Annotated in this window: 17 protein-coding genes and 1 pseudogene; 8 read left to right on the top strand and 10 right to left on the bottom strand. The window is 42.8% G+C overall.

Annotated features, from left to right (window positions below; genetic code table 11):
- Window positions 1-203: 203 nt before the first annotated feature.
- The 6 genes and pseudogenes from AC2VE5_RS18415 to AC2VE5_RS18390 all read right to left on the bottom strand — a co-directional run bounded on the left by AC2VE5_RS18415 (window position 204) and on the right by AC2VE5_RS18390 (window position 6,644).
- Window positions 204-626, bottom strand: a complete 423-nt coding sequence (locus AC2VE5_RS18415; protein ID WP_486889166.1) for an HNH endonuclease — start codon at window positions 624-626, stop codon at window positions 204-206.
- A 6-nt stretch (window positions 627-632) separates the two neighbouring features.
- Window positions 633-1,034 (bottom strand): hypothetical protein, encoded by a 402-nt coding sequence (locus AC2VE5_RS18410; protein WP_486889165.1) that lies wholly within the window; start codon window positions 1,032-1,034, stop codon window positions 633-635.
- A gap of 297 nt (window positions 1,035-1,331) precedes the next feature.
- A pseudogene (gene crtO, locus AC2VE5_RS18405) lies at window positions 1,332-3,020 on the bottom strand (beta-carotene ketolase CrtO); the annotation flags it as partial.
- A 150-nt stretch (window positions 3,021-3,170) separates the two neighbouring features.
- Entirely contained in the window at window positions 3,171-4,865 is a 1,695-nt protein-coding gene (gene crtO, locus AC2VE5_RS18400) for a beta-carotene ketolase CrtO (RefSeq protein WP_486889164.1), read from the bottom strand.
- A gap of 123 nt (window positions 4,866-4,988) precedes the next feature.
- Window positions 4,989-5,729 (bottom strand): LmeA family phospholipid-binding protein, encoded by a 741-nt coding sequence (locus AC2VE5_RS18395; RefSeq protein WP_486889163.1) that lies wholly within the window; start codon window positions 5,727-5,729, stop codon window positions 4,989-4,991.
- A 186-nt stretch (window positions 5,730-5,915) separates the two neighbouring features.
- Window positions 5,916-6,644, bottom strand: a complete 729-nt coding sequence (locus AC2VE5_RS18390) for a fasciclin domain-containing protein (protein ID WP_486889162.1) — start codon at window positions 6,642-6,644, stop codon at window positions 5,916-5,918.
- A gap of 452 nt (window positions 6,645-7,096) precedes the next feature.
- Here AC2VE5_RS18390 and AC2VE5_RS18385 point away from each other — a divergent pair, with 452 nt between their 5' ends.
- The 3 genes from AC2VE5_RS18385 to AC2VE5_RS18375 all read left to right on the top strand — a co-directional run bounded on the left by AC2VE5_RS18385 (window position 7,097) and on the right by AC2VE5_RS18375 (window position 10,254).
- Window positions 7,097-7,375, top strand: coding sequence for a GlsB/YeaQ/YmgE family stress response membrane protein (locus AC2VE5_RS18385; RefSeq protein ID WP_486889161.1), 279 nt, complete (start codon window positions 7,097-7,099; stop codon window positions 7,373-7,375).
- Between the two features lie 264 nt (window positions 7,376-7,639).
- Window positions 7,640-8,434 (top strand): glutathione S-transferase family protein, encoded by a 795-nt coding sequence (locus AC2VE5_RS18380; RefSeq protein ID WP_486889160.1) that lies wholly within the window; start codon window positions 7,640-7,642, stop codon window positions 8,432-8,434.
- 98 nt (window positions 8,435-8,532) lie between these two features.
- On the top strand, window positions 8,533-10,254 hold the full coding sequence (locus tag AC2VE5_RS18375; protein ID WP_486889159.1) for a helicase HerA domain-containing protein: 1,722 nt from the start codon (window positions 8,533-8,535) through the stop codon (window positions 10,252-10,254).
- Window positions 10,255-10,460: 206 nt separating this feature from the next.
- Here AC2VE5_RS18375 and AC2VE5_RS18370 read toward each other — a convergent pair whose 3' ends face one another.
- Complete coding sequence (locus AC2VE5_RS18370; protein ID WP_486889158.1) at window positions 10,461-10,613, bottom strand: hypothetical protein; 153 nt, start codon at window positions 10,611-10,613, stop codon at window positions 10,461-10,463.
- Window positions 10,614-10,651: 38 nt separating this feature from the next.
- Here AC2VE5_RS18370 and AC2VE5_RS18365 point away from each other — a divergent pair, with 38 nt between their 5' ends.
- The 3 genes from AC2VE5_RS18365 to AC2VE5_RS18355 all read left to right on the top strand — a co-directional run bounded on the left by AC2VE5_RS18365 (window position 10,652) and on the right by AC2VE5_RS18355 (window position 14,476).
- On the top strand, window positions 10,652-11,635 hold the full coding sequence (locus AC2VE5_RS18365; protein ID WP_486889157.1) for an RNA polymerase sigma factor, RpoD/SigA family: 984 nt from the start codon (window positions 10,652-10,654) through the stop codon (window positions 11,633-11,635).
- A gap of 238 nt (window positions 11,636-11,873) precedes the next feature.
- Window positions 11,874-12,482, top strand: a complete 609-nt coding sequence (locus AC2VE5_RS18360) for a hypothetical protein (protein ID WP_486889156.1) — start codon at window positions 11,874-11,876, stop codon at window positions 12,480-12,482.
- A gap of 95 nt (window positions 12,483-12,577) precedes the next feature.
- Window positions 12,578-14,476, top strand: coding sequence for a cation:proton antiporter (locus AC2VE5_RS18355; RefSeq protein WP_486889155.1), 1,899 nt, complete (start codon window positions 12,578-12,580; stop codon window positions 14,474-14,476).
- Between the two features lie 220 nt (window positions 14,477-14,696).
- Here the strand turns inward: AC2VE5_RS18355 and AC2VE5_RS18350 are convergent, their stop codons facing one another.
- Both AC2VE5_RS18350 and patD read right to left on the bottom strand, forming a co-directional pair.
- Window positions 14,697-16,352: an ABC transporter ATP-binding protein gene (locus AC2VE5_RS18350; protein ID WP_486889154.1), complete on the bottom strand. Its 1,656-nt coding sequence runs from the start codon at window positions 16,350-16,352 to the stop codon at window positions 14,697-14,699.
- Between the two features lie 3 nt (window positions 16,353-16,355).
- The gene (gene patD, locus AC2VE5_RS18345) at window positions 16,356-16,718 is read right to left on the bottom strand and encodes a heterocyst frequency control protein PatD (protein ID WP_486889153.1); all 363 of its coding nucleotides are present in this window, start codon (window positions 16,716-16,718) and stop codon (window positions 16,356-16,358) included.
- Between the two features lie 209 nt (window positions 16,719-16,927).
- On the opposite strand from patD, the gene AC2VE5_RS18340 reads away from it, so the two are divergent.
- On the top strand, window positions 16,928-19,168 hold the full coding sequence (locus AC2VE5_RS18340; protein WP_486889152.1) for a RelA/SpoT family protein: 2,241 nt from the start codon (window positions 16,928-16,930) through the stop codon (window positions 19,166-19,168).
- Here the strand turns inward: AC2VE5_RS18340 and AC2VE5_RS18335 are convergent.
- Window positions 19,165-19,434, bottom strand: a complete 270-nt coding sequence (locus AC2VE5_RS18335; protein ID WP_486889151.1) for a hypothetical protein — start codon at window positions 19,432-19,434, stop codon at window positions 19,165-19,167. The genes AC2VE5_RS18340 and AC2VE5_RS18335 overlap by 4 nt on opposite strands.
- Window positions 19,435-19,700: 266 nt before the next feature.
- Here AC2VE5_RS18335 and AC2VE5_RS18330 point away from each other — a divergent pair, with 266 nt between their 5' ends.
- Window positions 19,701-20,006, top strand: coding sequence for a hypothetical protein (locus AC2VE5_RS18330; RefSeq protein ID WP_486889167.1), 306 nt, complete (start codon window positions 19,701-19,703; stop codon window positions 20,004-20,006).
- Window positions 20,007-20,132 lie beyond the last annotated feature (126 nt).

Here is a 20,132-nt window from a genome sequence, read left to right as displayed (position 1 = left end):
TTTACTGCCTCTAGCTCTAAATGGGGAAAAGCTTGAGTAACTTGACCCATATCCACCTGCCTAACTCGTTGTTTGAGGACAAACTTTGTTGTTCACTACTCTACTATATTTGAACGCAATTTGGTATGAGTAGGCAATTCCATAACGTGCGATCGCTCCCAATAATCCTCATCGCACATTTTACCTTCTCTCTTGAGCCAAAGTTATATAGGAGGATGCCAACCACTAATTACCCAGCGCTTCCGAGCAACAACTATTACTGTATTATTCATCCGCAGACATACAACTGTAGCTCGACCAATAGCAGTTATACCTTCAACTTTAGTACCGTCAACACTCCAAGCAAAGTGGTCAGAGCATTTTTGCTTACGAGGATTGAATAGAGTAAAACTTTCTCCAGTTAAAGGATCTATTGCTTCTACTAAGTTAGTCTTAAATTCATTACAAAAACGACAGGCTAAACAAACATTCTCAAAGCTTGTTTCTCCACCTTTAGAGACAGGCTGAATATGGTCATAAGTCAGAGAAATTCCACTATTGGTTTCTGTAGTCAAACAGTAGCAACAACGATCTCTATCGCTATTAGCAATTTGATTTTTTATACTTTCAGGAATATATACAGCCACAATGATTTAAGCAACGGACACGCTATGTCCTCGCCAACGAAGTAAAACTGCTGCTTGAGCTTTACGCAACATAAAAAGCTCTGCATTTTGTCGCAATGTTCTCAACTCCAGGCGTTCTGTCTCTGTTAGAGTACCGTTAGAATTACCCTCAAGTAGAGTATCATACCGTTCCATATCAATTGTTGTTTTTCGATTGTGAACTATCTTAGTCAAGGTATGGTCATCTAACTTATCTAAAGCTGCAATCTCCGCTTGAAACTCCTCTGGTATATCATTCCATGCTGGAGGACTACCAACTTGTAAGGCATGGAGGATTATTTCTTCGAGAGGACGCTGGGTAGCATGGGCAGTATTAACCAAACGCTGATAAATAATTTCTGGAACTTGCAGGGTAATTTCAGTTAGCATTTTATGCAATCCTTGATAAGGATTTGTAAGGAACTCAAAACGAGCGTTTGCTTTAAAGTCCTATGTATGTGAAAGCGATCGCAATTGTCTTAATAAAATCCTAGCCCTAGTCTCAGGTCTGCCAGACTTTCAATTCCTAATAATTTTATAAATATTTGTTTTGCCTGTACTTTACTCTAAGTTTGTGAGGGAATACTAAAAAAGGAATAAGTGCGATCGCATTTCAACATCCACCTATCGCTTGCACGTTAGCACAAATAGTTTTTAGGGAGGATGCGATCGCATCCTCCCTATCTGTTAATTATCCTTAAATATAGACTCTACCGTTGATTTGATGGTGTCTCGCGCATCTTTAAGGGTTTGGGCGATGGGATGCTGTGTTTGCAAAAATACCCGCGCGCAATTGCGTCCAGGTAATCCCGAAATCGAACCGCCGGGATGAGTCCCCGCACCTGTCAGAAACAAGTTATCAATTGGAGTCTTATAGTTAGCGATTTCTGGCAAAGGACGGAAACAGAGCATTTGGTCTAAAGTCATGTCTATGTGATAATAATTGCCTTTATAAGAGCCTAGCCGTTCTCCAAGTTCGGCAGGACTTTCGACATGACGGGCAATTATAGAGTGTTTGAGGTTGGGCGAATACTGGGCTAGTTTATCCATTACTCGGTCTGCTACTTTATTTTTAAGCTCGTCAGTCCAACCCGTACCTTTTAATCCCGTACCTTCTGCGCCAGCAATTTGATAAGGAGCAAAAAATTCAATCCATAGCGTATGCTTGCCTTGGGGAGCCATTGAAGGATCGAGGGCTGTAGGCATAACTAAATACATTGATGGATCTTCATCAGGAATTTTGCCAATTGTGCAGTCGCTATGTGCTTTTTCTACATGATTGACAGAATCAGCAATCAGTACCGAACCCATTAAGTATTCATCCCTGTGTTCGTGGTGTTCAAACTTGAGTGGTTCAGATAAAGCACAGTCAATTTTGAGGATAGTTTCATTATTGTTGACGATGCGACGATCTAGGCGATCGCGCAAATTGGAGTCAGCACTATTAACATCATTCTCATCTACAAGCTGCAAAAATAGCCGTTTAGCATCAATATTGGAAATTACACCGCACTTTGCGCGATATTTCTTGCCACCAGCAACTCTTACGCCTACAGCTTTACCATCATCAACTAACACTTGCTCGACATCTTGCTCAGTTAAAATTACGCCACCAGTGCTTGTAACTAATTTAACTAAAGCATCAACCAATCCCCCAGAACCGCCGCGAGGTCTTGCCATACCTGGATTGTGGCGCAAAACCATCATCATTGCCCCAAAAGCCATTGCTTTTTGTGAAAGCGGCGAACTCAGTTCCGCAGACATTCGCGCCAAAGGTGCTTTGACGAACTCCGCATCAAAATACTCGTTGATGTTGTCAATTGGACTACTTAAAACTGTCCGTAATAAATCCAAAGTTGTATCCGTACCACCTATAACCGAAAACAAGTCTTGCAGTTTTATAAAATCATAGTTACCAGCAATATCAACTAATGACTTGGGTGGTGAGTTGAAAAAAGCAACAATAGAGTTGACAAAGCGCTGCCAGTATTCTACATACTTGGCATATTGTTCGGCATCGCGATCGCTAAATCGGGCAATTTCTCTGCAAGTCTTTTCTACAGAACGATGTGCTAAGAAATACTTGCCATCGGGATGAGGACAAAATACTCCTGGATCGCAGTATAGATATTCTAATCCATACTTTTTTAGTTCTAATTCTTTTACCACTTGCCCCAAGTGGATAAATATGTGATTAATAGCACAAGGATTAAACTTAAATCCTGGTGCTTCTTGGGGCATAATTTCTTCTGTTGTGGAGCCGCCACCAGCAATAGGACGTTTTTCAAGTAGTAACACGCTATAGCCAGCTTTAAGGAGGTAAGCGGCACAAACTAGCCCATTATGTCCAGCGCCAATAATGACGACATCATACGCTTACATGGATAAGATTTATGTAATGGTGGTATATATCCTCATATTAAAAAGCGGTTAACACAGATAACCCATTCGTCAGTTACATAAATATTTTAGTGGTGATATTGACTAGCCCCAGGGCGAGGTGAGGTTTTTTGAGTATTTGGGAGTCTACTGTCCTTTAAATACCGATCCTACTGTCGATCTAATCGAGTCCCGCGCTTCTTTAAACTTCTGAGCGATTGGTTGTTGCTCGTGCAAGAAAATTCGAGCGCAGTTGCGTCCTGGCATTCCTGAAATTGAACCGCCGGGATGCGTCCCCGCGCCAGTCAGAAACAATCCGTCAATTGGTGTTTTGTAATTAGCTAGTTCCGGTAAAGGACGGAAAAACACCATTTGATCGAGAGTCATATCAATATGATAGTAATTGCCTTTGTAAGCGCCCAAACGTTCCCCAAGTTCGGCAGGACTTTCGACCCGACGCGCAATAATTGAATCTTTGACATTAGGGGAATAGTCGGCTAGTTTGTCAATTACTCGGTCAGCTACTTTGTTTTTGAGTTCGTCAGTCCAACCCGTACCCTTTAAACCCGTACCTTCTGCGCCAGCAATTTGATAAGGTGCAAAAAACTCGATCCAGGCTGTATGCTTGCCTTGGGGAGCCATGGAAGGATCGAGCATTGTGGGGACAACTAAATACATTGAAGGGTCAGAATCGGGAATTTCGCCTAAAGTACACTTACTATGAGCTTGTTCGACGTGAGTAACGGAATCGGCAATTAGCACAGAGCCAATTAGATAGCTGTCATCGTGATTGTGATGCTCAAAGTTGAGGGGTTTATCTAAAGCCAAATCAATTTTGAGGATGGTTTCGTTATTATTGACAATACGGCGATCTAATCTTTCCCGCAGATTTGGATCAGCGCTATGCACGTCACTTTCATCTATCAGTTGCAAAAATACTCTTTTAGCATCAATATTTGAAATCACCCCTTTTTTGGCTCGGTATTCGACCCCTCCAGCTACGCGCACGCCTACCGCGCGACCGTTATCGATTAAAACTTTTTCAACGTGCTGCTCGGTAAGAACTACACCACCTTTGCTTTTAACCAACTTCAATAAAGCTTGGATAAGCGCCCCCGTACCGCCGCGAGGTCTAGCCATGCCTGAATCGTGACGCATTGCCATCATAATTGCCCCCACGGCGTTAGTTTTTTGCGAAGGCGGCGCGCCAAGTTCGGCGCAAAGTCTGGCTAAAGGGGCTTTAAGGAACTCGCTATCAAACCACTCATTGAGGACATCTTCGCCGCTACTGAGCATTGTCCGAATAAAGTCTAGGGTTTTAGATGGCGAACCAATCACAGAAAATAAATCTTTCAGCTTTTTGATGTCGTAATTTCCAGCAATATCAATAATAGACTTGGGAGGAGCGTTGAACATAGGAATCATCGCCCCTAACGCCCGTTGCCAAAATTCTGTATATTCGCGGTATTTTTTGGCATCGCGATCGCTATATCTAGCAATTTCCGCGCAAGTTTTTTCTAAGGACTTATGCCCTAAAAAATATTTACCGTCGGGATGGGGACAAAATGCTACTGGATCGCATTCTAGATACTCTAACCCGTATTTTTCTAGTTCCAACTCTTGCACCACTGGTCCTAAGTGGATAAACTCATGATCGATCGCGCAAAGGTTAAACTTGAATCCCGGTGCTTCTTTGGGGAGCGATTCTTCGGTAGTTGCTGCACCACCAGGAACAGAACGCTTTTCTAGCAGCAAAACGCTATACCCAGCTTTCAGTAAATAGGCAGCGCAGACTAAACCATTGTGTCCTGCTCCAATAATCACAACATCGTACGATTGCATAGCGTCGGCTCCAGGTATCCATATTTACAAATTTTATAAATAAGTTACCCAAGATACAATCAATCGTCAGTTATAAAGTGCGATTACCCAAGGGGTAGCGCCAAAGGCGATCGCATTGGCAGCTTAAGTTTGCGGTATTTCTCTGACATGAGCCTCGGTGTAGAGAGTTAGTTTACCTGGCTCTACTTCTAACTCCTTGATGCGGAGCGCCATTTTTTCTAATTCAATAAAAGGCGACTGTGTTAGCTGTTTCATTTTCCCTAACAAGGCTACTGCTAGATCAATAGAGATATTCTGCCCATCTTGGCACTTAAAACTCTCCATTAATACTGGTTGTTGGAGGGTACGTGGACGAATTACGGCATTAAACCCAATTTCTCTGGTTCGATCCATCTGCGCTAACAAAGCGCTGCCATTAACTTCTATTTTCCCCACACTAGGCAGCAACAACTCTAAGTGTTGGATAGCCATAGTCACAAGTTGTCCGTCTACATCCAACTCTAGCTTTTGCATCCGGTTCTTGACATAGTCTGAGTTAAGAGTGCGATTTAGATCTTCTTGGGTGAGGACTAATTTGGCGATCGCATCTACGGGATGAGTCAATTCTATTTGCCCAAATAAAGCACTAAGGGGGTCGATTGCCACTTTATCTAAGTGCAACTCCATTTCTTGCACTCGGATGTCTTCTTGCAGCACTAAGCCTTGTCCAGAAATATCAATAGAATCGGCTTGTCCTTGCACAACTTTGAGTAAGTCGGTGCGAATGTCTACATCAATTTTTTCGGCAGCATCTAACTGACTAGATAAACCTGCTTGGGCTGCTAAATCGATCGCTTGTTCGTCTAGCCGGGGACTATCAGACATGAGATTAATACTTGTCTAAGTTTTACTACTGCCTAATTTAGATGCTGGACTTAGGAGCGTGTATCTGCATCATGACGGACTTTTATTTGAACTAAGAATGTTGCCATAATTTAAACCCATGCAAAGAAAATATTTGCATGGGTTTAAATTAGTAGTCTTAACTAAGCACTAGCATTTAATATTTGCTTAGATGTCTGGGGGCAAAATTACTTTATCAATGACGTGAATTACACCATTACTAGCTTGAATATCTGGTTGAACTACTTTAGCTTCGTTCACCATTACACCAGTTGCTGGATCGACCTTAACGCTGATGGGACCACCTTCTACAGATTTTACGGCTCCAGACTTCAAGTCAGTGGATGTGACTTTTCCAGGAACTACGTGATAGGTCAATATTTTGACTAATAGCGCTTTGTTCTCTGGCTTCAGCAATTCTTGCAGCGCTTCTTGAGGTAGGGCGGCAAAAGCCTGATCGGTTGGCGCAAAAACGGTAAATGGTCCTGTTCCTTCTAGAGTTGTTGTCAAGTCGGCTGCTTTCAAAGCGGCGGTAAGAGTTTTAAAAGAACCATTAGCAGCAGCTAACGCTACGATATTTTCGCTTCCCGTTGATGCACCAGGAGCGCTTTCTGTTGGTGCGGGTGCGGGTGCAGGTTTAGTAGCGTCAGGAACTGGAGCGGGGATAGCTTCGGGCGCGGTTCCTGGGGCTGAGGGACTAGCCTCTAGAGGTGTTGCTGCTCCACCAGAGCGGTTGTAAGGAGGCTCGTTAAAAATACTGGGCTTGGGATTAAGCACTCCTCCACCTGATTGCTGAGCCTGTAAAGGGAACCCAAGCAGAACACTGGCACTAGCAATTCCCAATAAATAAGTTACTTTTTTAAGTAAATTGCTGTTGTGCTTTTGATTTTTAATCACTGTTGTCTTCCTCTTATTTATTTTTGACACTTGATAAGTTTTACAACATTTGCCTATAACTTTACAAATCTTTTGGTCAAAACACAACACGCATCTAGCTAGAGAATGATATTTTGGGTCTTTCGTTTAGGTCAATTGGTGAGGTAAGGCATTCTATAAAAAGTTTGTTTAGCTAAAATAATTGCTATTAGTTAATAAGTTTATAAGTTATGAGTTAATGATTTTGTCTACTTTCAGGAAATTAAAAACTTTTGAAAGTTTTATTTAAATATTATTTTGTAGAAAATAAAATATCTTGATTACTTGATTATATAGATAGCAAAATTATTCAATTAAAGAGAGCGAATTTCTATACCTTTAGGTTCTTACTTACGATAGAGTGAAATTGATAATTGGGAGTGATAACTTATACATAAGGAAACAGAGATATTAAAAACAAAGGAGAAAAAGATATGTGGGGAATTTTAGCATGGGTGGTTTTAGGTTTGATTGCTGGCGCGATCGCTAAAGCTATTTATCCAGGACATCAAGGCGGTGGTATTCTTGCCACAATGATTCTAGGTATCTTGGGTGCGGTTGTTGGCGGCTGGTTAGGCGGCTTATTTTTTGGCGGCGGTGTGGGAACAGCAGCATCAATCGGTGCTTTGACAATACCAGGCGTTATTTTTGCAGTAATTGGAGCAATTGTTTTATTATTCATCTGGGGTCTAATAACTCGCCGGACTGCGTAATAAAGTAATGCGGGAATTGAATAAGTATCATACTCTCTCAACCTATAGGTTGAGAGAGTATTTGTTATTAGATATATTTTTTAGTTAATAATAAACATAGCTAGTAACTATTAAATTGTAGCTAAATAAGTGAAGCGCTCAAAAAGAGGAATTATTACAGAATAACGAACATAATTTGTCAAAATCTACTCTTTTAGAGAATTATGTAGTAAATAAATTATTAAAGCTTTCATTTCAGAGCAACCAGTTACCAGGACAGACAAAATGATTGAATTGTACCAGTTTGAGCTATCACAGTATTCTGAAAAAGTCAGAATAATTCTAGACTATAAAGGCTTAGATTACCGCAAGATTGAAGTCACGCCAGGAATTGGACAAGTAGAGCTATTTCGTTTGACGGGTCAACGCAAAGTGCCAGTAATTAAAGACGGGGCGAATATTGTCGCTGATTCAACGGCGATCGCTAAATACTTAGACCAAAGATACCCCGATCGCCCGTTGCTGCCCACAGACCCCAAACAAAGAGGGTTATGCTTGCTGATAGAAGAATGGGCAGACGAATCGATAGGAGTAAAAAGCCGCCAAGCTTTATTTGGCGCTTTAAGTCAAGATCAAAACTTCCGCAAAGCTTTATTACCCAACACTACGCCAGACCTGCTAAAAGGCTTAGTAGGAGCGGTTCCCAACGATATATTAAAGATTTTAGGGTTTGGAGTCGGCGCAAGTCCTGACGTTGTAAAGTCTGCCGAAACCGACCTAAAGCAAGACTTAGAGGCATTATGCTTGCTACTGGCTGATAGTCCTTACTTAGTAGGCGATCGCACTACCTTAGCAGATTTATCTGTAGCCGGATTATCGATGCTAATTAAGTTTCCCGATGGTCCTTACTTAGATTTACCCGCAAACGTAAAAGGCAAAGGCATACCAGGATTAGCAGATAACCTAGCTTACCAGCCATTTTTTACTTGGCGCGATCGCTTGTATAGCCAATATCGCAAGCTTACACCTGGTTCTTCTAGTACCACAGGTTCTGCCCCGACAGCAATTAATATTGACTGAGTAGTACAGAAATATTCTCTATTGCGGCTTTAATGGCTGACAGCTTGCCGTCAAAGGCTATAAGATAAGCCAATAACCCACGCAGTGCAAGTAGCCGCATGAATTTGGGACAGCCATTAGGTTCAGTTACACAAGGATCGCTCAGTGAAGGCTTAGAGGTGCGACTGCATCCTGATGTCTTGGTAGAAGATATGCGCGTTGGCAAATTCCTTGTAGTCGAAGGAATGAAATCGCGTTTCTTTTGTATGCTAACGGATGTATGTCTAGGAACCTCAAGCCCGCGTATTGTCGCTAATCCGCCTTTACCTAGCGATGATTTTATGCGCGAAGTTTTGGCGGGAAGCGGCACTTATGGAACCATCGACCTTACACCAATGTTGATGTTTACACCTGAATCGGAGGAGCCATCTTTTCATAGCAATGGCAAGTCAGAACACAACGGCGTAAACGGTTTAGCTTCCTTTCAACCCCAAAGTAGCAGCAATATGGAACTGCTACCCGTGAAAACTATTCCCAGCCACTTTAGCCAAGTCTATGATGCCAGCGAACGCGACTTTAGAGCCGTATTTGGCTGGGAAGACGACCCGCAAAGACGCAACTTTGCGATCGGTCAACCCCTGGACATGGATGTACCCATATGTATAGACCTAGACCGCTTTGTAGAACGTAGTAACGGCGTATTTGGTAAATCGGGAACGGGTAAATCTTTTCTCACTCGGTTGTTGCTATCAGGGATTATTCGCAAACAAGCGGCGGTAAATTTGATTTTTGATATGCACTCCGAATACGGGTGGGAAGCAGTATCGGAAGGCAAGCAATTTAGCACCGTTAAAGGCTTGCGCCAGCTATTTCCCGGTAAAGTGCAAGTTTACACCCTCGACCCTGCCTCTACCAAGCGTCGAGGCGTGCGCGACGCTCAGGAACTTTATTTGAGTTACGACCAAATTGAAGTTGAAGACATCATGCTGGTACGCAACGAATTGAACCTTTCTGAAGCAAGTTTAGAAAATGCCACAATTTTGCGTAACGAGTTTGGCAAATCTTGGATTACCCAGCTTTTGGCAATGGGTAACGAAGAAATAGAAATGTTTTGCCAGGAAAAGCGGGGTAACAAGTCCTCAATTATGGCATTACAGCGCAAACTTCTGCGCTTAGAGGATCTTAAATATATGCGGACGACTTGCCCGCATAACTATATAGATAAAATTTTGGCTTCTTTAGACGCTGGCAAGCACGTAGTCATTGAATTTGGTTCCCAGTCAAATATGCTTTCGTATATGCTGGCAACCAACACCATATCTCGACGCATCCATCACTCTTACGTCCACAAAGCCGAGAAATTCTTACAAAGCAAAAATCCGTGCGATCGCCCTCATCCATTAGTAATTACTATTGAAGAAGCTCACCGCTTTCTCGATCCTGCTACTGTCAAACAAACTATTTTCGGCATTATTGCCCGTGAAATGCGGAAATATTTTGTGACTTTACTTGTAGTAGATCAGCGCCCATCAGGGATTGACAATGAAGTAATGTCCCAAATTGGTACGAGAATTACTGCCTTACTCAACGATGAAAAAGACATTGAGGCTATTTTTACGGGAGTATCCGGGGGGCAAGCCTTACGCAGCGTCCTGGCAAAACTCGACTCCAAGCAACAAGCTTTAATTCTCGGTCACGCCGTACCCATGCCTGTAGTCGTCAGGACGCGCCCTTACGATCAAACCTTCTACACAGAAATTGGCGATGTTGCCTGGGAAGAAAAGCCTGACGACGAAGTATTTGCTGCTGCTCAACTAGCCCAAGCCGACCTCGGTTTTTAACCATTCGTAATATCTCGCCATCCCCAAGCGCCTATCAGTACGGTTATCCGGCGGCTACTATGCACGTATTTAAGCTCAAGTCAAGTCATCATATATAAGTAATTGCGATCGCTTCTTTAATTCAAAGTGCGAACAGCAGAGCATCTTAGTCAAAAATTGTGCAAATAACTAAATATATAGTAAAATAAAGTCATATCGACTTCGATCTAGGTGAGTTTCAGAGCAACCAAGCTAAAGCGGACGGGAAACTTATCCCAGCCAGATAGCGTCTCTACACCTTCTGTAGGATGTATGTTCAAACAGTAATTAGCTAATGTCCAGTTATCAAGAAGCTCTAAAAGCCGTCCCATTTTAGTCATTCAGCATTCCAATTGTCTACGGAGTTGACGACGCACAAATGCCCACAGTTAACACCACTACCGAAACCACCAAAACCAAATTCACGGCGGATATGGTTCGTACCTATCTACGAGAAATTGGTCGCGTACCCTTGCTGACCCGCGAACAAGAAATTATTTACGGCAAGCAAGTACAACAAATGATGTTGCTCCTAGAAGCTAAAGAAGCTCTGGCAAAGGAACTGCACAGGGAACCAACTGCCGAAGAATGGGCGACCCAAGTAGATATCGCCGCCGCCGAGTTGCCAGAAACTATCAAGCGTGGCAAAAGAGCCAAGCAGAAAATGATTGAGGCGAACTTGCGCTTGGTAGTAGCGATCGCCAAAAAATACCAAAAGCGGAACATGGAGTTTTTGGACTTGATCCAAGAAGGTACTATGGGGCTAGAGCGCGGCGTAGAAAAGTTCGATCCTACACGCGGTTACAAATTCTCTACCTACGCTTATTGGTGGATACGTCAAGCCATTACTCGCGCGATCGCTCAACAAGCCCGCACCATTCGGCTACCTATTCACATTACTGAAAAGCTGAACAAAATTAAAAAAGTCCAGCGCGAACTAGCACAGAAATTAGGGCGCAGTCCTAATGCTAATGAAATTGCTACAGCGTTAGAGTTAGAACCTGCTCAAATTCGCGAATATCTCAATCTCGCCCGTCAACCAGTATCTTTAGATATTCGAGTCGGCGACAACCAAGATACCGAACTGCAAGACTTGCTTGAAGATGATGGTCCTTCGCCGGATCATTTCATGACCCAAGAAGCATTGCGTCAGGACATAGATACTTTACTGGCTGAATTAACACCACAGCAGCGCGAAGTCGTCAGCTTGCGTTTTGGTTTGCAAGACGGCAACGAATTATCGCTAGCAAAAGTTGGTGAGAGACTCAATCTTAGTCGAGAACGAGTCCGTCAACTAGAGCATCAAGCCTTAGCACACTTGCGCCGCCGTCGTGAGAACGTGCAAGAGTATATGGCAAGTTGATTACCTTTTATAAATTCTAGCTTGCGTACCTCCTATAACTTAGGAGGTATTTTTTTGCGATTGATATTTTTTTAATTCCCCAGCGCGTTCATCCTCAGATTTTTCTTAATAATTAAGCTTTCTTACGGAAAGCAAAGTATGACTTTTGAAGTATCAATAAAGCAGAACTAATTGGGTATGCTTTAACTATGGCTGACTCACCACCCCCAGCTTAGAGCTAGTTAATCACCAGGAACTCATGATGCTTAGTTATATTGACAAATTATTTTTAGGACAGCATCACAGCAAAGCTCCGCTAGCCACCTTACTATTAGTTATCAGTATTTTTGCTGGAGTAACTACCCCAGGCTCAACAAAGGAATTGCCAAGTGCAAGCCTGTATAAAACTTCCGTCAACGGTGAAAGTTTAAGTAAAAACACGTACGAAGCCAAAGGCAAACTCCCTCAAAAGGACGGCGTGTACTTGTATGGTCAGTCACCCGAACCCCAGCAAATTGGGCAAGAATACATAGTAATTGAGGTAAATAGAGGTAAAGCAGTAGGTGCATTTTATTTACCCCAATCAGAATTTAATTGTTTCAATGGCACTATTGAGGCAGGAAAACTCGCTTTACTAATAGCAAATGGTTCAGAAACCGAGGCATATCCAGAAACCCTAGGCAGTAACGCGGATGCTCAACAAGTAGCCGCCATAGGCGATCGCTCTTGGGATGAAAACAACAGCAACGAAATTACTACTCCTTATTCTGTAGCTCTCCAAAACTATCATCAGCTATCTGAAGTCAGTGCCAGCGATAAACAGATTTTGGCAGCTTGCAAAAGTAACTATCACGGTGGTGCGCAATAAAGGGCTGAAGGAACTTAGTAAAGCAAGGAGCGGCTTTTAAAGTTAAAATCGACTATCCTTAAATGAAAGATTTTGCGAGTGCCAAAATCTAGCCTATGGAAGCATCTTTTCAAATAATTGTAACGATCGCGATTGCTGTGATTGCAGGTATCGGCGCTCAAGTCATAGCAGAATATCTCAAAGTACCCAGCATTGTATTTTTGCTGCTGTTTGGTATTTTGTTGGGTTCTGATGGTACGGGTTTGCTGCACCCCCAGCTACTCGGCGCGGGGTTAGAGGCGATTGTCGCCCTAGCAACGGCGGTAATTTTGTTTGAAGGTGGGCTAAATCTGGAGTTGAGAGACTTGGGAAAAGTCTCTGGTAGTCTGCGTAATCTAGTAACGATTGGGACGCTGATTACTCTCATTGGTGGAGGACTGGCGGCACACTGGCTGGGGGAATTTCCTTGGGCGATCGCTTTTCTTTATGCGGCTTTGGTTGTAGTTACAGGTCCCACTGTAGTTAGCCCTTTGTTGCGCCATGTAAAAGTAGATCGTCAAGTGGCTACTCTTTTAGAGGGAGAAGGAGTCTTAATCGATCCAGTGGGGGCAATTCTTTCTGTTGTTGTCCTAGACACAATTTTAAATGGTGGAGCCGATCCGGTTTTAGCCTTTAGCGGTCTAGTTTTGCGTTTGGGTGTTGGGGGCGCAATTGGGGCAGTGGGTGGCTGGTTGTTGAGCTTGATGTTTAAACGCGCTCATTTTATTTCAGACGAGCTAAAGAACTTAGTAGTTTTAGCTGGGTTATGGGGTTTATTTGCCTTAGCGCAACTAATTCGCAGCGAATCGGGGTTAATGGCTACGGTGGTTGCAGGTGTAGTATTGGGTTCGTCTTCTATACCCGAAGAAAGGTTATTGCGACGCTTCAAAGGACAATTAACTATTCTCGGTGTTTCGGTACTGTTTATCTTGCTGGCGGCGGATTTATCGATTGCAAGTATATTTGCTTTGGGCTGGGGGAGCTTATTTACAGTATTGGTGCTGATGTTTGTGGTGCGTCCAATTAATATCGCGGTATGTACCTGGAATAGCGGCTTGAACTTGCAGCAAAAGTTATTTTTATGTTGGGTTGCACCGAGAGGAATTGTCTCTGCGTCGGTGGCTTCTTTGTTTTCGATTTTGTTAACTGAGCGGGGAATTAATGGGGGAGATTCGATTAAAGCTTTAGTATTTCTCACGATTATCATGACTGTATTTTGTCAGGGGTTAAGTGCTGGGTGGGTAGCTAAGTGGCTAAAAATTGCCTCAACAGAAGCAACGGGAGCGGTAATTGTGGGTTGCAATCCTTTGAGCCTAATAGTTGCGCGGTTATTTGTTGAGCGCGGCGAATCTGTCGCGATCATCGATACCGATCCGCTTAGCCGCGAACAAGCAGAAGCAGAAAATATACCTTTTTTCTTGAGTAGTGCTTTAGATCCAGAGGTGCTAGAGGAAGCAGGACTTGGTTCAAGGGGTACTTTTATCGCTATGACGAGTAATGGTGAAGTGAATTTTGTTTTGGCGCAAAGAGCGGCGGAAGAATTTAATCCACCCAGAGTTTTAGCAGTGTTTCCCCGCGATCCAATGGTGAATAATGGCAGTAATCAAACAAAAATTAGTCAAGCATTTTTACCAGACTTAGCAGTCAAAACTTGGAATGATTATTTGACTGATGGCAGGGTTAAGCTAGGTACTACAACCTTGATGGAACCAGGGTTTTCCTTCCAACAGGCGCACTTGCAAGCGTTGACAAGAGCGGGGGAATTAGTGCCGTTGTTGCTCGAAAGAGAAGGGCGAAGTCAAATTGTCTCGTCCAGTGATGAATGGATTGAGGGTGATCGCATTATTTATCTGTTGCACGATCCTAGACCTTTATTATTAAAACGTTTGTCTGGCGAACGGCAATCAAGTCGTTTGACGTTGGAGAAATTGCCGGAAGTTGAGGAAGTTCCGATTACGCTTTCAACTCCTCCTTAAGCTTTTCTCCTCGTAAGTAGGCTTGTCTTTAAGAAAAACCAGAACTTGGAGGGTTTGGGGGGCAGACCCCCCATTGGGGGACGAGTTGCCTCCCAAGGCATTTTTCGGGGGAATTCTTCCTCCGAAAAGATGCCGCCCAAACCCCCTGCAAAATGTTCATATCTATAAACCGCTAAATTCTTGAGAAACCAAGTTTGGTAAGCTGAGATCGAGAGCTAATTTACGATCGCGCTTCACTTCTGGCTAGTAAAGGAGCCGCTTTTAATAACGTTTGTGTATACGGGTGTTGAGGATGATTGAAGATGTCTTCTGTAAAACCAATTTCGACAATTTGTCCTGCTTGCATGACTGCAATGCGATCGCATAAAAATCGTGCGACAAATAGATCGTGAGTAATAAATAAATACGTTAGTTCAAATTGCTGCTTCAATTCCAGCATCAAATCTAATACTTGCGCTTGAATACTCGCATCGAGCATACTTACAGGTTCGTCGCAAATTAAGAGTTTGGGGTGAGTAATTACGGCTCGTGCGATCGCTACTCTTTGTTGTTGTCCTCCCGATAATTGCGCCGGATAACGTTCGTAATATTCCGCCGATGGAAGTAAACCCACTCTTTCTAGCATTTTCATTGCTTGCTGCTTGGCAGAAAATTCTGGGGTTTCTAGTTTGTGAATCAATACAGGCTCGGCAATATTTTCGCCTACAGTCATCATTGGATTTAGGCAAGCGTGGGGATCTTGAAATACCATCTGCATCTGCCGCCGTTGCAGTAACAAGTTTTGCCGCGACAAAGTAGTTAGTTCGGTGTCTTGCAGTTGGACTTTGCCCCCTGTAGGACGAATTAGCTGCAATACGGTACGAGAAAGGGTACTTTTGCCACAGCCGGATTCTCCCACAAGTCCCAAAATTTCCCCAGAATATAGTTCTAAATTGACATTATCTACGGCTTTAATTGTCTGCTCTGGTACTTTTAAAAGTCGCTCGATAAAATTTGGTTCAATTGTGTAGTGCTGCTGCAAATTCGTAATTTTTAGAAGCGGCGAAAGGGTATTTTTTTTATTTTCCCGTGGCTTACCGTCCTCGTGCAAACGTAGCGCTGATTTTAAGAGGCTTTGGGTATATCCATGCTGAGGTTGCTGCAATACGCTTATTGAGTCGTTTAATTCAACTAACGCTCCCTGGTACATTACGCCAATGCGATCGCAATATTCCCCTACTAGCGCCAAATCGTGAGATATCAGTATTAGCGCCATCTCTCGCTCTTTGCACAATCTAGTTAATTCTTTAAGAATTTGCGCGGCGACAGTTACATCTAAGCTAGTTGTGGGTTCGTCAGCAACAATTAGTTTGGGGTTGAGCAATAATGCTAAAGCGATCGCTACTCTTTGTCTCATTCCGCCGCTAAATTCGTGGGGGTACTGATTCCAGCGACTTGCAGGTATACTGACGGCTTCTAAAGTCGCAATTGCTTGCTCTTTGGCTTGTTTGGCTGATAATTTGGGCTGGTGCGCTTGCAGTGTTTCGGTGCAATGTCTGCCAATAGTCATCAAGGGATCGAGTCTTGTCATCGGATCTTGAAATACTAGCGCCACCGCTTCTCCGCGAAACTTTCGCACTTCGGTGCTATTCATCTCAAAAACTGGCTTGCCATCAAAGTTGACGCTACCTTCAATTTGCGATGATGGTGGTAGCAAACCCATGACGGCTCTCCCCAACGTCGATTTGCCGCAGCCTGATTCTCCTACTAAGCCTAAGCGATCGCCCCGTTGTAGCGTTAGCGATACATCATTTATTGCCCAAGAAGTTGGTTGCTCTATTGTTCGGCTTTGAGGATAGGCTACTTTAAGATTTTCGATGCTGAGTAGGGATTTCATGTTTTACGAACTTTTTGTTAATTGCAGGATGGCGTTGCAATATTTAAGTAAGGTGGGAAGGCGATCGCCTAGTTGCTTTTGTCTATTGGCGGCGGTTTCTGGTACTTTTGCTGCTTGCAAAAATATGACATCCATTCCTAACAATTGCAACTGCTTACTAATTTCGGTTTGGTAGGAGCGGATTTGATAATTGTCTACTGGCTCTAATGTTAGTATCTGTTGCTGAAAAAATTGCTGCGCTTTTTGGTGGCTTTTGCGTAGCTCCGTAAAGTCTTGCTCCAAAGACGCGGCTTGCAGTTGCTCTAGGAGTTGGGAAAATTGGTGATAATACTGTTGATATTCTGGCAACATTGGGCTACTTAGCATAAAATTAATGTAAAGAATTTTGCCCTATAAATAGATTTTAGAGGTCTAGCAGACAATTGCTACTCTCCAAATATTTTTTATAACTGCGCCGACCATTTTTTGGCACAATTGGCGCTACTATTGACAAACCCAATAATTTATTATTTTTTTTAACTGCGAATACTTTTTTTAATAGTTTTACCCTAAATATTTAATTGCAGCCGATCCCTATGAATGCCGTTGCTTCTACTACTTCCTTTGATTGTGTTATTCCTGAGTGGCTACAAAAGTGTTTGGTTACATCATCAGACAATGATGCTAGTGATGCGGCGATTGTTTGCCGTGCTTTTGAATTTGCATACAAACTCCATGAAGGACAGTATCGCAAATCTGGCGAACCTTACATCTGTCACCCGGTGGCGGTGGCTGGTTTATTGCGCGATTTGGGTGGTGGCGGAGCGATGATTGCGGCGGGCTTTCTCCACGATGTGGTGGAGGATACAGATCTTACGATTGAACAACTAGAACAGATGTTTAATCCTGAAGTCCGTCAATTGGTAGAAGGCGTTACTAAATTATCTAAGTTTAATTTTTCTAGCAAAACCGAAAGTCAAGCCGAGAATTTTCGCCGAATGTTTTTGGCGATGGCTCAAGATATACGAGTAATTGTCGTCAAGCTTGCCGATCGCCTGCACAATATGCGTACTCTGGAATATTTAGCCGATGAGAAACGCCGCCGGATTGCTCAAGAAACGCGCGATATTTTTGCACCTCTGGCTCATCGGCTGGGGATCGGGCGTTTTAAGTGGGAATTAGAAGATTTGGCGTTTAAATACTTAGAAGCAGAGGCTTATCGTCAGATTCAAGAATTGGTTGCCGAAAAACGCGGCGACAGGGAAGCAAGACTTGCTAGGGTTACAGAAGTATTAAAAGCTAGGCTAGAACAAGCAGGAATTAATTGCAGCGATATTAGCGGTCGTCCCAAGCATCTTTATGGCATTTATCAAAAGATGCAGCACCAACAGAAAGAATTTAACGAAATTTATGACTTGGCGGCGATTCGGATTGTTGTCCAAACTAATGAGGAGTGTTATCGGTCTTTAGCTATAGTTCACGATGAGTTTAAACCGATTCCAGGGCGGTTTAAAGACTATATTGGCTTGCCTAAACCTAATCGCTATCAATCTCTGCATACGGCGGTGGTAGGCTTTACGGGGCGACCTTTGGAGGTGCAAATTCGGACTCTAGAAATGCACCACATTGCGGAGTATGGAATTGCGGCCCACTGGAAGTATAAGGAAAAAGGTAGCAGTTATACGCAAATGACTCCAGGAGATGAAAAGTTTACCTGGCTGCGACAACTATTGGAATGGCAAAACGAGCTTAAAGACGTTAAAGATCCGCAAGAGTATTTGGAAAGCGTCAAAGATAATTTATTTGAAGATGATGTTTATGTATTTACTCCCAAAGGCGATGTAATTCCTTTGAGTCCCGGCGCGACTACGGTAGATTTTGCTTACCGGATTCACACAGAAGTAGGCAATCGCTGTAGTGGTGCGCGGGTAAATGGGCGGATGGTGACGCTAGATACGCAGTTGAAAAATGGCGATATTGTTGAAATTCTCACCCAGAAAAATAGTCACCCAAGCTTAGATTGGTTGAATTTTGCCCGGACATCAGCAGCAAAAAACCGGATTAGGCAATGGTACAAGCGATCGCATAGAGACGAAAATATTGCTCGCGGTCGGGATATGTTAGAAAAAGAAATGGGCAAAACTGGCTTTGAATCTTTGCTAAAATCTGAGCCGATGGAGCAAGTAGCGCAAAAATGCAACTACCACAGCGTAGAAGACTTGTTAGCGGCGGTGGGTTACGGAGAAGTAACTTTAAACTTGGTACTCAATCGCTGGCGAGAAGTCGTAAAATCCCAGCAGCCTGTTGATAATACAGAGATTATTACTCTACCCACAACTGTGGCGCGCAATCCCTTACCCCTCAAAAAGGTAAGCGAATCACCGATTGCGGGGGTGGAAGGGGTGTTGTATCACTTGGCTGGTTGTTGCAGTCCGATTCCGGGGGAATCAATTATTGGTGTAGTAACGCGCAGCAATCGGGGTATTTCTATTCACCGTCAAGGCTGTCAAAATGTAGAAAGTGTAGAAGGCGATCGCTTAGTTCCGGTAAGCTGGAATCCTATAGACTCAAATAAAGGTCGTCCCCAAACCTATCCCATTGACGTACAAATTAAAGCCATTGACCGGGTGGGCGTACTCAAAGATATTTTATCTCGCCTCAGCGACTACAGTATAAATGTGCGTAATGCCAACGTTAAAACCGCCAACGGACAACCTGCTATTATCGACTTAGGTTTGGAAATACGCGATCGCCATCAATTAGAACAAGTATTTGTCCAAATCAAAAAAATGGGCGATATTCTCAATATTCGTCGGGTAGGACAAATTGAAGATTAAATAGAACAATTACTATTTTTAAAATCGATAACAAATTTTTTGAGTTCTTGTAATACTTGACTTTTATTATATAAATACCCTGGCTGGCAACCATCAAAAAGCTGGTAATGTTTACTGCGTATATCGTACTTGACTGCGTTTTGGGTTTGGTTTGTAAAGTCAAAATCAAAAGCTATAGCAGCAACTTCCGCAAAACTGGTAGGCTCAGTAGCAAAATTAGCTAAGTTTAATTTGTTATTGATTGCTACTTGAATATCTTGCCACAAATGCTCTAAGTTATAAAACTGAAATACGCTATCTTTAAAAGATTGCAGGTTTTGTAGAAATAAATTGATTCAAAAGCAATTTTTAGGGAATAAGATTGAATGGGACTGTAGTTATAAATAGAGTAAAAGTTAGATCTTATAAAAAGTTTTTGATAAATTCAGTTAATATATTCAGTGCAGATTTGAGTAGTGTATTTGAAACTAGAGTGTAAGTCGATGGATGAAGATCGGGAGTATTTGCAACAAGTTAAAGAAAAGTACCATCTATTCTATTACAAAATCTTTTAATTGCAGACTGTGCGGTACTTGTAAGAAAAACAGAAAGCTCCCCTTTACCAGAGTTATTTGTCTACATTGTTTCTAGCCAACCTCCTTCACTAAATCAACTTCAATCTTACTTGCGCGGTGTTATTCCCGATCGCTTATTGCCCAAGAATTACGTGCTGGTATCCCAATTGCCGCGCAATTCAAGCGGAAAAGTGGACGAACAAGCTCTAGCCAATGTTCCCCAGAGAACTTATCTCAATGCGATCGCAATTTGGGCAGCAATTGACCGTAGCGGATATGTTTAATACTAAGTTGCGGTCAGAGGTAGTATTTGAAGATGAGGGAAGAAAGTCATTGAACGCAGGCGCTCACTATTAGAAGAAAGTTCAAGTAAGCCTTGGCAAAGTACATCTTCTACCTGTTCAAGGGAT

It is taken from the genome of Aliterella sp. E5.1, from assembly GCF_057473825.1.
Note: the sequence above shows the minus strand (reverse complement) of the source record. Positions and strands in the feature narration are given on the sequence as shown.

Coding starts and splice junctions, on each gene's coding strand:
- AC2VE5_RS18370 (WP_486889158.1), bottom strand. CDS start 10,613: ATGACTAAAATGGGACGGCTTTTAGAGCTTCTTGATAACTGGACATTA.
- AC2VE5_RS18375 (WP_486889159.1), top strand. CDS start 8,533: ATGAATTTGGGACAGCCATTAGGTTCAGTTACACAAGGATCGCTCAGT.
- AC2VE5_RS18365 (WP_486889157.1), top strand. CDS start 10,652: ATGCCCACAGTTAACACCACTACCGAAACCACCAAAACCAAATTCACG.
- AC2VE5_RS18340 (WP_486889152.1), top strand. CDS start 16,928: ATGAATGCCGTTGCTTCTACTACTTCCTTTGATTGTGTTATTCCTGAG.
- AC2VE5_RS18395 (WP_486889163.1), bottom strand. CDS start 5,729: ATGTCTGATAGTCCCCGGCTAGACGAACAAGCGATCGATTTAGCAGCC.
- AC2VE5_RS18360 (WP_486889156.1), top strand. CDS start 11,874: ATGATGCTTAGTTATATTGACAAATTATTTTTAGGACAGCATCACAGC.
- crtO (WP_486889164.1), bottom strand. CDS start 4,865: ATGCAATCGTACGATGTTGTGATTATTGGAGCAGGACACAATGGTTTA.
- AC2VE5_RS18355 (WP_486889155.1), top strand. CDS start 12,578: ATGGAAGCATCTTTTCAAATAATTGTAACGATCGCGATTGCTGTGATT.
- AC2VE5_RS18410 (WP_486889165.1), bottom strand. CDS start 1,034: ATGCTAACTGAAATTACCCTGCAAGTTCCAGAAATTATTTATCAGCGT.
- AC2VE5_RS18380 (WP_486889160.1), top strand. CDS start 7,640: ATGATTGAATTGTACCAGTTTGAGCTATCACAGTATTCTGAAAAAGTC.
- patD (WP_486889153.1), bottom strand. CDS start 16,718: ATGCTAAGTAGCCCAATGTTGCCAGAATATCAACAGTATTATCACCAA.
- AC2VE5_RS18350 (WP_486889154.1), bottom strand. CDS start 16,352: ATGAAATCCCTACTCAGCATCGAAAATCTTAAAGTAGCCTATCCTCAA.
- AC2VE5_RS18385 (WP_486889161.1), top strand. CDS start 7,097: ATGTGGGGAATTTTAGCATGGGTGGTTTTAGGTTTGATTGCTGGCGCG.